Source organism: Floridaenema fluviatile BLCC-F154, from assembly GCF_041929135.1.
Classification (GTDB): domain Bacteria; phylum Cyanobacteriota; class Cyanobacteriia; order Cyanobacteriales; family Aerosakkonemataceae; genus Floridanema; species Floridanema fluviatile.
Window position 1 is genome coordinate 1 of sequence record NZ_JBHFNS010000058.1, and the last position, 12,736, is coordinate 12,736.

Sequence of the window (12,736 nt, forward strand, 5' to 3'; positions counted from 1 at the left end):
ATTGGGAATCAGCACAATGGCATTCAACCTCAACGGTTTCAACTTCAACCAATCGGTAATTGACTCACAAGGTCGGGTTATCGGAACTTGGGCAGACGTACTCAACCGCGCTAACTTGGGTATGGAAGTAATGCACGAGCGTAACGCTCACAACTTCCCTCTCGACTTAGCTTCTGCTGAAGTTGCTCCTGTTGCTTTGAGCGCACCTGCGATCAATGGCTAAGGTTTTGAGATAATTTTATCTTGAACAAAAAAGCGTCTTCTGAAAAGAGGACGCTTTTTTGTTTTGGGTTTTTCGGGAATAGCTTAATAATTAATTAACTTAAAGTTGCCGTTCTAAGAGTTATAATTCAAAAAATTTAGGTAATAAGCTAGTATCTGTCAAGGTAATTAGAAGATTCTTAATTACTGCACTATTTTCTATTAAAAACATTCTGCGAGTATGCCGTCATCTTCAAGCAACAATCGAGCAAAAATTCAGCTGATTAGTAAAGCTGCATTAATTCGCTTAGGTGTATTTTTGAGTATATTAATAGTTATCTGCGTTTGGGTTTGGTTTACGCTATTTTGGATGCCAGGAAAAAGTTATAGCGGACAACTGAAACCTTTAAGTCAACAAGAGATTAGTTTGCGAAATTTGTTACAAGAAGATCTCAAAAACTTGGCTGATGAAATAGGTGAACGTAATGCTAACAATTATAAACGGCTTAATGCAGCAGTTGATTTCTTGAAAACGGGTTTTAGTCAAGCAGGTTATGAAGTTAAGGAACAAGAGTACAAAATAAATGGTAAGTCTTATTACAATATAGCTGCGGAGAAAATAGGAATTAAAAAGCCTAATGAAATTATAGTGGTTGGTGGACACTATGATTCAGTGTTTGGTAGTCCTGGTGCTAATGATAATGGTACGGGTGCAGCGGCTACTTTAGAATTAGCGCGGATGTTTGCTCAACAGAAAACTAATCGTACCATTCGCTTTGTTGAATTTACTAATGAGGAACCTCCCTTTTTCTGGACAGAAGATATGGGGAGTTTGGTATTTGCTAAACAATTAAAGGCGCAAAATGAAAATGTTGTGGCGATGTTGAGTTTGGAAACTATGGGATATTTTTCCGATCGCGTAGATAGTCAAAAGTATCCTTTTCCGATCGGCTTATTTTATCCTAACCAAGGTAGTTTTATCGCTTTTGTTGGCAATCTTAAATCGGGGGATTTGGTACGAAAGGCGATCGCTTCTTTTCGCCGCAATGCTGAATTCCCTTCCGAAGGTGCTGTTCTTCCTAGCGGCGTTCCTGGGGTTGGTTGGTCCGATCATTGGTCTTTTTGGCAACAAGGTTATCCAGCAATTATGGTGACAGATACCGCTCCTTACCGTTATGTTTACTATCACAAAGAAGAAGATACCAGCGATAAAATTGATTTTGATAAACTGACGCGAGTTGTTAGCGGTTTAGCAAAAGTAATTTCTAATTTGGCAGAGTGATGTCATAGTTATTAGCTATATAATCATCGGTTTAGGTAACGCAGAAGTAAAATAGTTTAGTTGTTAGCTAACCATGAGTATGAGGTAAAATCAAACAAGTGGTCGATAAAAAGCGTAAAATTTTAGAAAAGGTTCTGGCAGGTACAAAAAACATTAGGTTTAATGAAATGGTGACGTTGATTGAAGCTTTTGGATTTAGCCTTGCAAGAATTAACGGTAGCCATCACATTTTTACTCATCCAGAAGTGCGAGAAATTGTTAATATTCAGAATAAAAAAGGTGAGGTAACTTCCTATCAAGTGCGTCAATTCTTATCGCTAATTGAAGAGTACAATCTGTCGATCGAAGAGGATGAATCATGAAAGATTATCACATTAATATTTTCTACAGTGAAGCAGATGAGGGTTATATTGCTGATATTCCTGATTTAAAATATTGCTCTGCATTTGGTGAAACTCCAGAAGCAGCTTTGCAGGAAGTCCAAATTGCTAAAGAATCATGGTTAGAAGCTGCTAAAGCTGCGGGAAAAGTGATTCCTGAACCTAAATATCGACCCGTTATTTATCAGATTTAATAATGATGGCACTGAAGTTTAAGTGGGAGTCGAAAAGCTTTTTTTACCACAGATTTCCACAGATGAACACAGATAAACACAGATGTAGATTTAGATTTACTGTGGGTGAGCAAATATTTTTTGGGATTGGATGTATTGTTGGAATATGGGATTGATTTGAAAGTACGATCGCCCTTTCCCTTCCACTCTCTCAACTAAACTTCGTCGCCCTAATGATTGGATAGCTTGCCAAATTTCTGATTTCGATAATTCCAGATTAGCAGATTTTTGGGAAATGTCTACAGCTTCAGCTTGATTTGCTAACCAATAACTCACTTTCTTTTCTGATTCGGATAAACGCTCTAAGTGAGTTTCTAACAGTGGTTCTATGTCACCTAAATATACATCATTTGTTTCAATTCTACTGAATCAAAACGGTAATCGTTTACTAGTTCTGGTGATTCTCCCCACAATTCAAAAAACGTTTGCGGTATTTCTTTGAAAATACGGTAAAAGATGCGATCGGTTTTCATCTATGGTTAAATTTAAAAACTTTGGGATATGAAGTAGAATTTATCACACTTATATGTCAAAGGATTACAATTATCTACTTATTTAGTTCTTGGGTGGGTACGATCGCATACACAGTTCTGTATTGTAGAGACGTTATATATAACATCTCTACAAGTATTCTTTAGTTTCTGGAGAAGTCTATTAGCTATTTATCCTGATCGACGGTTTGGGTAACGGAGAAAAGTTTTACTTATCACTTGCATTATTCAGTCAGGCATCTATATGAATAAATTAATTTTGACTAATGTAGTAACATTTGGGTTAACTCATGGCAAAATATCCCTAAGTTTTACCTTTACCTGTTCCCTGTTATCCCCCGCTTACCGCAATGAAACATTCTAAGCAAAGCGTTCGCGATCGCAATAAGTTGCTAGAAGCCGTCAACACCGAAGTTACAGCACGGCTGGAACAATCATTGCACAAAGCTATTCAGATTCACATTCTCAAAGAAGAAAAACCGCAACCAATTCCGCGACTTTGGGATGTAGATGTCAAAATTGGCAAACGTCCAACTGTCAGATTATCACCTCAAATCACTATTTCTCAAGTCTTTAGACAGAGTAGCGGCAAATTACTGATTTTAGGTAGCCAAGGTGGAGGAAAAACTACCACTTTGTTAGAATTAGCACAGGATTTGGTAGAAATTGCTCAAGCTAATTTTGAACAACCTGTTCCAGTAATTCTGAACTTGGGAACCTGGAAAAATAATAAACAAAGTATTCCTGATTGGTTAATTGCTGAAATAAAAGCTAAATACGAGCTTCCCCTAAATTCTATTAAGTTATTAGTTAATAATCAATTGATTTCGCCTTTATTGGACGGGCTAGATGAACTAGATTTAGGTCAACAGGAATTATGTCTGAGAGCAATCAATCAATGGTTAAATTCTGAAAATCGCCCGAAAAATATGGCGGTTTGCACTAAGTTAGAAGATTACAAAAAATGCCGGACTAAGTTACGTTTACATGGCGCTACTTTTTTACATCCTTTGCATGAACAACAGATTCAAAAATATCTAGTCGGTTGTCGAAGTAAAGAACTTTGGGAAGTTTTGAAAGAGGAACCGCAATTTCTAGAGTTAGCCAAAAATCCTTTGCTTTTAAATATCATGATTTTGGCTTATGAAGAGTTGCTGATTCAAGCTTGGAAACGGCTTAACTCCGATCGAGAAAGACGGGAATATTTGTTAAATGCCTTTGTTCGACGAATGTTAACTTGGAATTTGAAATCGCTTTACTATCGTGAAGGAAAGGAACCTAGACCGGAAAAAGCTAGACCTTGGTTAGTTTATTTAGCAACAAAAATGAATGCGGCTAAAGAAACTGAAGTTGAACCCGATAAATTAGATAAAACTTGGCTGCAAACTTCTGGGCAAAAGTCTTTCTATCGGCTATGGATGATTTTAACTTTTGGCGGACTTTTGGGGATGAAAAAGTTTGTTTTACGCCGAATTCTGAGCAAAAATCAATGTATGCCTTGGAACTATTCTCAGTTTTACAATTATGCTACTGAGCGGTTTTTATTGCAAAAAGTTGGGGATAAATATCGCTTTGTTCATGAAGTTTTACAAGAACATATTGCCAAAATGTGATACGGATTTTCTTTTACTTGTGGTGAAAAAGCTTGGTTTTGGGGACTGGGGATTGGGGACTAGGGATTGGGATTCCTTATAGACTAGGAACTTTGCTAATTAATTTAGGTTGACTTAATTACCATGAGTGTGCGATCGCCGTGATATGTAGCCGAGAAATGAAGTTTTTGCTCGATCGAAATCCCAGTCCCCAATCCCCAGTCCCCAGTCCCTAATCCCTAGTCCCCAAAAGCAAGGTAAAATGCTTGTTTGGGGTATAACCTGCCCTGTCAATAACAAGAAGATTGTTAAATTTACCCAATGACCAAAACTTACAAAGTTGAAATTCAACACCAAGGCGAAACTTACGTTGTGGATGTACCAGAAGATAAACAGATTCTTCGGGCTGCTTATGCTGCGGGAGTAGATTTGCCTAGTTCTTGCAATGCTGGAGTTTGTACGACTTGTGCGGCGCAAATTTTATCAGGAGAGGTGGATCAAACGGATGGGATGGGCGTTAGTCCAGAACTTCAGGCGAAAGGTTATGTTTTACTTTGTGTGGCTTATCCTCGATCGGACTTAAAAATTGTCACCGAGAAAGAAGACGAAGTTTATGATTTACAATTTGGACAGCCTCAGAAGTAATTAAACTAATGACTACGCACTTTATCACCGCTGAAATCGATCTCCAAGAATCTCCGGCTAAACTGCATCAAGAAATTATTGCAGAGTTAGAAAATCGTGGGGAACCTCTACGTTGGGCTGTTACTAATGTAGATGTTAAAGAACAAAAAGCGACTGTGGAAGCGATCGTCACCACAACCACCGAATCAGAGAAAGTCTAACCTTGTTTGAGCGTCCTTATACTGTTGTGTTGCTTGTCCCTACTGGAATTGGGGCGGCAATAGGTGGCTATGCGGGGGATGCTTTACCAGTGGCGAGGGCGATCGCTTCTTGTTGCGATCGCCTCATCACTCATCCCAACGTCCTCAACGGAGCCATGTTATATTGGCCTTTGCCGAATGCTTTCTATGTCGAAGGTTACGCTTTAGATCAATTCGCCGCTGGAAATTGGGGACTGAGCCCAGTACATCAAAATAGAGTTGGGCTAATTCTCGATCGCGCCATAGAACCAGAACTGCAACTCAGACAACTACAAGCCGCTGATGCTGCTAGAGCTACTTTAGGATTAAATCTTACCGAATATATAGTTACCGATGCACCTTTAGGTGTGGAACTGCGAATTTCGCGATCGGGAATATCCTGGGGAACGATCGCTAACCCTGATAGTTTACTCAGAGCCGCAGAAAAATTGATTACTCAAGCTAGGGCAGAAGCGATCGCAGTTGTCGCCCGTTTCCCCGAAGATATAGAAAACGCCGCCCAAGATAACTACCGTCAAGGTAAAGGGATAGATCCGATCGCAGGTGCCGAAGCAGTTATTAGTCATTTAATAGTCAGAACATTTGAAATTCCCTGCGCCCACGCCCCCGCCCTCAACTCCTACCCCCCCGAACCTCACCTTTCTCCCCGTTCCGCCGCCGAAGAAATAGGCTACACCTTCCTACCCTGCGTCTTAGTCGGCTTAAGTCGCGCCCCGCAGTTTTTAAGCAGAGGGGCAGAGGAGCAGAGGGGCAGAGGGGCAGAGGGGCAGAGGGGCAGAGGGGCAGAGGGGCAGAGGGGCAGAGGGGCAGAGGGGCAGAGGGGAGGAGAATTCAAAACTCTCCCATCTCCCCAGTCCCCAGTCCCCAGTCCCCAGTACCCGACAGACATTTGGGCAAACCAAGTAGATGCTGTAGTCATACCCGCTACGGCTTGTGGTGGGAGTGCTATACTAAGTTTCAGCCAACTGGGAGTGCAAATTATTGCTGTTGCAGAAAACCAAACCCAGATTCAAGTCCCTCCAGAACCGCTGGGCATGAAAGTATTGCGAGTAAACTCATATTTAGAGGCATTGGGCGTTTTAGTCGCCCATAAAGCAGGTATTTGTCCATCTGCTCTTAGCCCAGCTATCTCGTCCATTCGTAGTCTTTAGAAAAAAAACTGGTGAAAGATCCATTATCGAACGAACCGGAAATTGAACCCTTGACGCGCTCCCAACTACTAGTAGCTATGGGAGTAACAGCTGTAATCTTGCTCGTAGTTGCTAAAGTATGGCTACAACTAGGTTCTGTTTCTCTTTTATCTATCAAACTAACAGGGTTAGACGCACTATTAGGCTTAGGTCTAGGCTGCGTAATTACTGGGGGTAGTTCTTTAGTTTATCGCCTGTGGCCTGGTTATCGCAAAAGTGCTGATTTATATTTGAATATGGTGCTTAAACCCTTATTTTGGCCTGATTTAATTTGGCTGGGGTTATTGCCCGGTTTAAGTGAAGAGCTATTGTTTCGCGGTGTAATGTTGCCTGCTTTGGGTTTAGATACTTCCGGTTTAGTGGTGTCTAGCCTCTGTTTTGGCATTCTCCATTTAAGTGGCTGGGAACAATGGCCTTACGCAATTTGGGCAACAGTGGTAGGGTTACTTTTAGGGTTCTCTGCCTTGACTACAGGCAATTTACTTGTGCCAATTGTCGCCCATATCTTTACTAATTTACTTTCTAGTTTCCTCTGGAAGCTAGACAAGGGGGGAACCTCTAATTCTCTTAGCTGAGCATTATTTCCAAGTTTAATCTGGGGTGTAGGGAATGACACCTCACCCCGGATTTAGAAATCTGTGGTTTATTGAGATATAGAAAGCTTGTTAGAGGTAGAAATAATTGAGTTTTAACTCTAGTAGGTTTTTCTTACAGGTGCTTTTTTAGGGCGTTTCCTTAGACAATAAAAAACGCCCGAAACTTGGGGGCGTCAATCATCAGGGTGCATCTACATTTATAAGTTTAACCTACTGAGGGGTGAAACCCCTCACCCCCTGTAAAATTTTACAAAAGTTAATAAGATGCCAGAGAGCAAGAAGGCAGAGGGGCAGGGGTGTAGGGGTGCAGGTGGACAAGGAGAATTTTTACTTGACTTGTGCCTTCTGCCTTGTGCCTTTCTTGACTTCTGCTTTTTTGTATTCCTTTAGACAGACAAGTTGTATGTAGGGGTGTATCGCCAGTAGGATGAGTGAATAAGATCACAGAGTTAGTCTAAAGAAGCAAGTTTGAAAGTTTCTTTAATAGCTCTAGGAGAGTAACAATGGCTAAAGTAAACCCTGTGCAGTTACAGAAAGATTTGAAAGGAATTAATTACCCTGCAAGTAAGCAAGATTTAGTGAAGCACGCTCAACAAAAAGGTGCTGATGAAAAGATTTGTGCAACTTTAGAAAAGTTACCCGATCGCGAATACGAAACTCCGACTGAGGTTAGCAAAGCTGTCGGACAAATAGAATAGTAAATTTCAGCTTTAGGGCAGTTAATTCGCTGTATTATATTCGTTTTTATAGTAGGTATCAGGAGTGAAAGACTAGAGATGTCAGTTTCTATTTTCTGTCTTCTGATTCCTGCTATAAAACTGTTAGCCTAAGTAAGCTTTTCTTACTTGTTCATTTTTGAGTAAGTCAGAGGCTTTTCCTGATAAGGTAATAGAACCAGCTTCTAAAACGTATCCGCGATCGGCATTTTCTAAAGCTAGATTGGCATTTTGTTCAACTAACAGGATAGTTACGCCTGTAGAACGCAGATTTTGGATAATTGTAAAAATTTCGCGGACAATGGCAGGGGCAAGTCCTAAACTAGGTTCATCTAATAATAATAGTTTGGGACGACTCATTAGGGCACGGGCGATCGCTAACATTTGTTGTTCCCCACCGCTAAGAGTTCCCGCTAGTTGTTGGCGGCGTTCTGCTAACCGTGGAAAGATTTCAAACTGATGTTTAATATCTGCTTTAACTTCTGCCTGATTAGACCGAATATATGCACCCAATTCTAAGTTACTTAACACTGTTTGTCTAGCTAAAATTCGCCTTCCTTCAGGAGAATGGGCGATCCCAAGTTTCACTACTTCATGAGGTTGGCGACGGTTAATGTTACGTCCTTCATAAAGAATATCGCCATTGGTAATATTAACTAAGCGAGAAATTGCCCGTAAGGTTGTGCTTTTTCCTGCACCGTTAGACCCAATTAAAGTAACAACTTCTCCAGCATTTACAACTAAATTAATATCTTTTAAAGCTTGGATTCCGCCATAGTTAACCGAAATATTGTTTATTTCTAAAAGTCTTGACATAATTGATTTAATCCTGTTAATTAATTGTACTCTGCCCCAGATCCCCGACTTCTTGAAGAAGTCGGGGATCTTGAATCTACTCGTCTCCTAAGTATGCTTCAATTACAGCCGGATCATTTCTGACTACAGCAGGTTCACCTAAAGCTATTAATTCACCGAAATCTAAGACGGCAATTCGATCGCATAAACCCATGACTAAGGGTACATGATGTTCGATTAAAATGATAGTTAAGTTGAAGCGATCGCGAATTTTCCGAATAAAGTCACTCAGTTGATGTTTTTCATTGGGATTCATCCCAGCCGCAGGTTCATCTAATAGTAATATTGTCGGTTCTAAGGCTAAAGCACGAGCAATTTCCAAGCGACGTTGATCGCCGTAGGGGAAGTTTTTGGCTTTTTCGGTGGTGCGATCGCTCAAGCCCATCATTTCTAACAATTCTAAAGCCTTTTGTTTCGTTTCCTTTTCTTGCTGATTAGCAGTAGGTAAAGCCAACATTCCCGACACCAAAGCAGGTAAAGGATGACTATTTCGACTGTGAATATGTCGCCCAATCATTACATTTTCCCAAGCCGAAAGTTCACCAAACAAGCGAATATTTTGGAAAGTGCGAGAAATACCTTTACTAGCAACTTGGTGCGGACGAAGTTGGGAAATTTCCTCACCTTGATAAATCAATTGTCCGCTAGAAGGCGGTAGCAAACAAGTAATCAAATTAAACAAAGTCGTTTTTCCCGCACCATTTGGTCCGATTAAACCAAATATTTCATGTTTCTGTACAGAAAAGGAAACATCATTTACCGCCACTAAACCACCAAAGCGACGAGTTAAAGCTTTGGCTTCTAGAATTGGATTGTCTTTCGATAAATCTTGTTGGCTCATAACTACTAAGTATATCCTAAGAACGATGCACTATATCACTAAATGCGCCTGTATAAAGATTGCTAATAAACAAGTTTGACTAATGCTAATACTGTAGTATTATTTGTTAAATAAAATTTTCAAATCTGGAGGAATAACAATGAAATTTTCATCCAATCATAAAAAGCTGACAGCATCTTTAGCATTATTAGGAGTTTTAACAATTACAGCTTGCGGACAAGGAAATCAACAAGCTACCGAGACTCCAGCTAATCAAACAACCACGACGACAAATACTCCAGCCGCAACTCCCGCAGCGAATACAACAACTACTACCGCAGGCGTTCCACCAACAGGAAATGATTGTCCTGCTGACGCACCAATTAAAGGTGTGGATACTACAAAACGCGGTAAAATTTATCACACTACTACCTATCCAGACTACAAACAGGTAAAAGCTACTATCTGTTTTAAAGACGTTGCTTCAGCAGAAAAAGCTGGTTATAAATTACCTCAAGCAAAATAGATTTTTGTCATTGGTCATTGGTTATTAGTCATTTACAAAACTGATTAATTAGTGACCAAGTTAGTAACGCAAGTTGCTAGTTATTAATTCTTTCGGAGTTACCCCCGTGATGTTAATAGCGAAGCTTCCTCTGGTTCCCCCCTTAATAAGGGGGGAACAGGAAATAATTAATAAGTAGTAAGTTCGTTACTACTTATTACCGATTACTTACTATGAAATTAAGTTTTCAAAAATTAATTTTATTAAAATATCCGCTTTCTCAGAGATATACTGATTAAAAAACTACTTAACTACTACAAGAGAAGATATGCCAATTTATTTTTATGACATTCATGAAAAACCATTCGGTTGCTTTTCTAACTTTTCTCCTCATGGTTTTGAATTGGATGGCGAGTGGTGGAAAACTAGCGAACATTTCTTTCAAGCGCACAAGTTTGTTGATACTCCTTACCTAGAACAAATTCGCAAGTTACCTTCACCAAAAGCCGCTTTTGATTTTGCCCGAAGTCGCCAAAGTGATGTGCGTTCTGACTGGCGAATGGTGAGAGATGACATTATGCGAAAGGCGGTAGAACGGAAGTTTCAATTTAACGCCGAAATTCGGGAAATTTTACTGGCTACTGGTAATGTTTTACTTGTGGAAGATTCGCCAGTTGATTTTTATTGGGGGTGTGGAAGCGATCGCCAAGGTAAAAATATGCTGGGCAAAATATTGATGGAAGTCAGAGAGAGATTACGCGATCTTTAGGAAGCAGGGGCGCAGAGGGAGAGAATTTTCCCTCTCTTTGTAACCCTATTTACTTGCTTTGATAACTATTTAACTTTATTGTGATTAACTATTTGATGAACTGCTATTCCCAACAATAAATTTAATTAAGATTAACACCAGTTTAAAATAGAGTAGCTTAAAGAAAATTATCATAAACTACTTGAACTCTTGTGGTAAATCCTTAATAGAAATGAATCAGTTTGTTGAAAACAACCTAATATAGAGCTTTCTGGAAAAATCAAGTAGGTATAAGTTGTCACTTAGATAGGATGATATAGGTGGAGACGAAAAATTGCAGCGTAGTTTTCCCAAAAAATTTTGCTGATTTTCCTGTAACTTCTGCAATTCAAGCTACAGGAATTAGTACCTAGTGAAAGAAGTTGTGCTTGCATTTTCTTTGGCTCTGGACTAAAATAATACCCTGATAAATTTTTGATTCCTAAAACCAAGAGATCGATCGCAAAAGTTATACTTACGTGATGGTAATTATTGCGATCGGTTGAATAAAGTCAGAAGCTAGAGGCATTACCAAACTTACCTCTTAGCCAACGACAAAATTCAAATGCAAATAGCAAGATTCTTCTAAAAATTTCCTGAAGTGAGTGTGTGAGTAGTGTAGTTTATGGCTTGGTGTAGAGATGAGGGGGGCGATCGAACAGTAAATCAAATTCTCGATGTCAATTAATGTTTGCAGATTGAACAGAAGTAGCTATCTTAATAGCATCTGCCGGATTTTGAACCACTACTAAGAACTGAAAACAAACCAACCAATCATAGCCTAACAATTAGTAAATTTCCGCTTTCTGTCTCACCGCTAAGGGAGACAATTCCCATTTCAGCCAACGATTTTGGTAGTCCGAAATAGGTATATAACTAAGGACAGATGAAAGAGGGAAACCTGCATAGACGATAAATTCTACCATTGTGGGCAACCGGGAAAAACTTGAGAATAAAATTTCCAATTTCCCCAAAACTTCCCGATTCCTTTGAATAATTCAAGTAAAGTCCAGCTAGTACCAAGGAGTAGGATGGAAGCGCAACCAATCATAAGCTTAAAAGAAGCTATTGAAGAACGCCGTGCAGCCCGGAGTTTTCGCCCCGATCCAATTCCTGAAGAAGTACTTTCCGAAATCTTACGCTTAGGAGTAAGAGCACCTTCAGGATACAATTTGCAACCTTGGCGCTTGATTGTAGTTCAGGAACAAGAGAACAAAGAAAAGCTAAAAGCCTGTGCATTTAATCAACGTCAGGTGAGCGAAGCACCAGTAGTTTTGATTTGTTGTGGCGATCGCCTAGTTTCTCAACCAGAATACATCGAATCAGTAATTAAATTAGGTGAACAAGCGGGAGCAATGAATGAAGCTTATGCTCAATTTATCCGAGAGCAAGTTCCAGTTTTATTCGAGTATCATCCCTGCTTTGAATCGGTAGAAGCTTGGACAAATCGCCACACAATGATCGCAGTTGCACATATTATGATTGCAGCTAAAAGTTTCGGGGTAGACAGTTGCCCAATGGAAGGATTTGTCACCGCCCAAGTTAAAGAAGCCTTCAAGATTCCCGAACATTTAGATGTTTGCTGTTTGTTACCCCTTGGTTATGCAGACGAACCATTCAAACTATACGGAGGTCGCTTTAACATTGAGCAAATTTCTTACAGCGAAACCTACGGTCAAAACTTCACAATTTAGGAAAATTTAAGTTTTCTACTTCTCTTTCTTTGGCAAAATAATCTGCCAAAGCACCAAAAATCCAGATAATTTCTCATCCTTCAGAATTGGCAAATAAACCAAATAAGTAACTATTACCAACAAGTGTGAGCGTATGATGACAACACCTTACAAAAATGCCGTATTGGACGATAAAGAACTACAAGCAGCATTGAGTCAAATTAACCCAAAATTTGGTGATTTTGTAACTCGTGTAGCTGGAGAAGCTTGGGGTTTACCATTAATAGATCAAAAAACCAAAGCTTTAATTACTATTGCTGTTGATGTAGTAAATCAAGAACAAGTAGGCCCAGGAAGCCCCTTCGGAGCGCACGTAAATATGGCAATGAAACAAGGAGCAACTCGCGCCGAAATTGAAGAATTACTGTTATTTATGTGCGTTTATGCCGGGTTTAACAAAGTAGCAGGTTGTTTTGGTGCATTGAATGAAATTTTAGGTTCGCAGTCCTAAGAAAAATCCCATTCCAATTG

At 39.7% G+C, this 12,736-nt stretch carries 18 protein-coding genes and 1 pseudogene; 14 read left to right on the top strand and 5 right to left on the bottom strand.

All coding sequences use genetic code 11. The features are described from left to right. The 4 genes and pseudogenes from ACE1B6_RS14425 to ACE1B6_RS14440 all read left to right on the top strand — a co-directional run. Positions 1-223, top strand: a pseudogene (locus tag ACE1B6_RS14425) (photosystem II q(b) protein); the annotation flags it as partial. A gap of 219 nt (positions 224-442) precedes the next feature. After that, the gene (locus ACE1B6_RS14430; protein WP_413257938.1) at positions 443-1,483 is read left to right on the top strand and encodes a M28 family peptidase; all 1,041 of its coding nucleotides are present in this window, start codon (positions 443-445) and stop codon (positions 1,481-1,483) included. 98 nt (positions 1,484-1,581) lie between these two features. Continuing rightward, positions 1,582-1,845: a type II toxin-antitoxin system HicA family toxin gene (locus ACE1B6_RS14435; protein WP_413257939.1), complete on the top strand. Its 264-nt coding sequence runs from the start codon at positions 1,582-1,584 to the stop codon at positions 1,843-1,845. Beyond that, positions 1,842-2,057, top strand: coding sequence for a type II toxin-antitoxin system HicB family antitoxin (locus ACE1B6_RS14440; protein ID WP_413257940.1), 216 nt, complete (start codon positions 1,842-1,844; stop codon positions 2,055-2,057). Before ACE1B6_RS14435 ends, ACE1B6_RS14440 begins: the two co-directional genes overlap by 4 nt. Before the next feature lie 96 nt (positions 2,058-2,153). Here the strand turns inward: ACE1B6_RS14440 and ACE1B6_RS14445 are convergent, their stop codons facing one another. Both ACE1B6_RS14445 and ACE1B6_RS14450 read right to left on the bottom strand, forming a co-directional pair. After that, positions 2,154-2,372, bottom strand: coding sequence for a hypothetical protein (locus ACE1B6_RS14445; protein ID WP_413257941.1), 219 nt, complete (start codon positions 2,370-2,372; stop codon positions 2,154-2,156). A gap of 59 nt (positions 2,373-2,431) precedes the next feature. Next, positions 2,432-2,569, bottom strand: coding sequence for a DUF2887 domain-containing protein (locus ACE1B6_RS14450; protein ID WP_413257942.1), 138 nt, complete (start codon positions 2,567-2,569; stop codon positions 2,432-2,434). A gap of 368 nt (positions 2,570-2,937) precedes the next feature. On the opposite strand from ACE1B6_RS14450, the gene ACE1B6_RS14455 reads away from it, so the two are divergent. From ACE1B6_RS14455 to ACE1B6_RS14480, 6 genes are all read left to right on the top strand, one after another. Further along, positions 2,938-4,200, top strand: coding sequence for an NACHT domain-containing protein (locus ACE1B6_RS14455; RefSeq protein WP_413257943.1), 1,263 nt, complete (start codon positions 2,938-2,940; stop codon positions 4,198-4,200). Between the two features lie 300 nt (positions 4,201-4,500). Beyond that, positions 4,501-4,824, top strand: a complete 324-nt coding sequence (locus ACE1B6_RS14460) for a 2Fe-2S iron-sulfur cluster-binding protein (protein ID WP_413257944.1) — start codon at positions 4,501-4,503, stop codon at positions 4,822-4,824. A gap of 8 nt (positions 4,825-4,832) precedes the next feature. After that, positions 4,833-5,024: a hypothetical protein gene (locus ACE1B6_RS14465; protein WP_413257945.1), complete on the top strand. Its 192-nt coding sequence runs from the start codon at positions 4,833-4,835 to the stop codon at positions 5,022-5,024. Between the two features lie 2 nt (positions 5,025-5,026). Beyond that, complete coding sequence (locus ACE1B6_RS14470) at positions 5,027-6,214, top strand: DUF3326 domain-containing protein (RefSeq protein ID WP_413257946.1); 1,188 nt, start codon at positions 5,027-5,029, stop codon at positions 6,212-6,214. Positions 6,215-6,291: 77 nt separating this feature from the next. Further along, a complete protein-coding gene (locus ACE1B6_RS14475) occupies positions 6,292-6,828 on the top strand; it encodes a CPBP family intramembrane glutamic endopeptidase (protein ID WP_413258103.1) in 537 nt (178 codons plus the stop codon). Between the two features lie 524 nt (positions 6,829-7,352). Next, on the top strand, positions 7,353-7,547 hold the full coding sequence (locus ACE1B6_RS14480) for a DUF2795 domain-containing protein (RefSeq protein ID WP_413257947.1): 195 nt from the start codon (positions 7,353-7,355) through the stop codon (positions 7,545-7,547). A gap of 123 nt (positions 7,548-7,670) precedes the next feature. Here ACE1B6_RS14480 and ACE1B6_RS14485 read toward each other — a convergent pair whose 3' ends face one another. After that, on the bottom strand, positions 7,671-8,381 hold the full coding sequence (locus ACE1B6_RS14485) for an ABC transporter ATP-binding protein (protein ID WP_413257948.1): 711 nt from the start codon (positions 8,379-8,381) through the stop codon (positions 7,671-7,673). Between the two features lie 76 nt (positions 8,382-8,457). After that, the gene (locus tag ACE1B6_RS14490; RefSeq protein WP_413257949.1) at positions 8,458-9,261 is read right to left on the bottom strand and encodes an ABC transporter ATP-binding protein; all 804 of its coding nucleotides are present in this window, start codon (positions 9,259-9,261) and stop codon (positions 8,458-8,460) included. A gap of 139 nt (positions 9,262-9,400) precedes the next feature. On the opposite strand from ACE1B6_RS14490, the gene ACE1B6_RS14495 reads away from it, so the two are divergent. Together ACE1B6_RS14495 and ACE1B6_RS14500 are read left to right on the top strand one after the other, a co-directional pair. Further along, the gene (locus ACE1B6_RS14495) at positions 9,401-9,766 is read left to right on the top strand and encodes a sunset domain-containing protein (RefSeq protein WP_413257950.1); all 366 of its coding nucleotides are present in this window, start codon (positions 9,401-9,403) and stop codon (positions 9,764-9,766) included. Positions 9,767-10,073: 307 nt separating this feature from the next. Continuing rightward, positions 10,074-10,514: an NADAR family protein gene (locus ACE1B6_RS14500; RefSeq protein ID WP_413257951.1), complete on the top strand. Its 441-nt coding sequence runs from the start codon at positions 10,074-10,076 to the stop codon at positions 10,512-10,514. An 806-nt stretch (positions 10,515-11,320) separates the two neighbouring features. On the opposite strand, the gene ACE1B6_RS14505 is transcribed toward ACE1B6_RS14500, so the two are convergent. Beyond that, the gene (locus ACE1B6_RS14505) at positions 11,321-11,497 is read right to left on the bottom strand and encodes a hypothetical protein (RefSeq protein WP_413257952.1); all 177 of its coding nucleotides are present in this window, start codon (positions 11,495-11,497) and stop codon (positions 11,321-11,323) included. Between the two features lie 66 nt (positions 11,498-11,563). Here ACE1B6_RS14505 and ACE1B6_RS14510 point away from each other — a divergent pair, with 66 nt between their 5' ends. Both ACE1B6_RS14510 and ACE1B6_RS14515 read left to right on the top strand, forming a co-directional pair. After that, positions 11,564-12,226 (top strand): nitroreductase family protein, encoded by a 663-nt coding sequence (locus ACE1B6_RS14510; protein WP_413257953.1) that lies wholly within the window; start codon positions 11,564-11,566, stop codon positions 12,224-12,226. Positions 12,227-12,359: 133 nt separating this feature from the next. Next, positions 12,360-12,716, top strand: coding sequence for a carboxymuconolactone decarboxylase family protein (locus tag ACE1B6_RS14515; protein WP_413257954.1), 357 nt, complete (start codon positions 12,360-12,362; stop codon positions 12,714-12,716). The last annotated feature ends 20 nt before the right edge of the window (positions 12,717-12,736 follow it).

What these genes read in the sequence shown, in the direction of transcription:
- ACE1B6_RS14430 (WP_413257938.1), top strand. Translation starts at nt 443, where the DNA reads ATGCCGTCATCTTCAAGCAACAATCGAGCAAAAATTCAGCTGATTAGT.
- ACE1B6_RS14440 (WP_413257940.1), top strand. Translation starts at nt 1,842, where the DNA reads ATGAAAGATTATCACATTAATATTTTCTACAGTGAAGCAGATGAGGGT.
- ACE1B6_RS14450 (WP_413257942.1), bottom strand. Translation starts at nt 2,569, where the DNA reads ATGAAAACCGATCGCATCTTTTACCGTATTTTCAAAGAAATACCGCAA.
- ACE1B6_RS14455 (WP_413257943.1), top strand. Translation starts at nt 2,938, where the DNA reads ATGAAACATTCTAAGCAAAGCGTTCGCGATCGCAATAAGTTGCTAGAA.
- ACE1B6_RS14460 (WP_413257944.1), top strand. Translation starts at nt 4,501, where the DNA reads ATGACCAAAACTTACAAAGTTGAAATTCAACACCAAGGCGAAACTTAC.
- ACE1B6_RS14465 (WP_413257945.1), top strand. Translation starts at nt 4,833, where the DNA reads ATGACTACGCACTTTATCACCGCTGAAATCGATCTCCAAGAATCTCCG.
- ACE1B6_RS14475 (WP_413258103.1), top strand. Translation starts at nt 6,292, where the DNA reads ATGGGAGTAACAGCTGTAATCTTGCTCGTAGTTGCTAAAGTATGGCTA.
- ACE1B6_RS14480 (WP_413257947.1), top strand. Translation starts at nt 7,353, where the DNA reads ATGGCTAAAGTAAACCCTGTGCAGTTACAGAAAGATTTGAAAGGAATT.
- ACE1B6_RS14485 (WP_413257948.1), bottom strand. Translation starts at nt 8,381, where the DNA reads ATGTCAAGACTTTTAGAAATAAACAATATTTCGGTTAACTATGGCGGA.
- ACE1B6_RS14490 (WP_413257949.1), bottom strand. Translation starts at nt 9,261, where the DNA reads ATGAGCCAACAAGATTTATCGAAAGACAATCCAATTCTAGAAGCCAAA.
- ACE1B6_RS14495 (WP_413257950.1), top strand. Translation starts at nt 9,401, where the DNA reads ATGAAATTTTCATCCAATCATAAAAAGCTGACAGCATCTTTAGCATTA.
- ACE1B6_RS14500 (WP_413257951.1), top strand. Translation starts at nt 10,074, where the DNA reads ATGCCAATTTATTTTTATGACATTCATGAAAAACCATTCGGTTGCTTT.
- ACE1B6_RS14510 (WP_413257953.1), top strand. Translation starts at nt 11,564, where the DNA reads ATGGAAGCGCAACCAATCATAAGCTTAAAAGAAGCTATTGAAGAACGC.
- ACE1B6_RS14515 (WP_413257954.1), top strand. Translation starts at nt 12,360, where the DNA reads ATGATGACAACACCTTACAAAAATGCCGTATTGGACGATAAAGAACTA.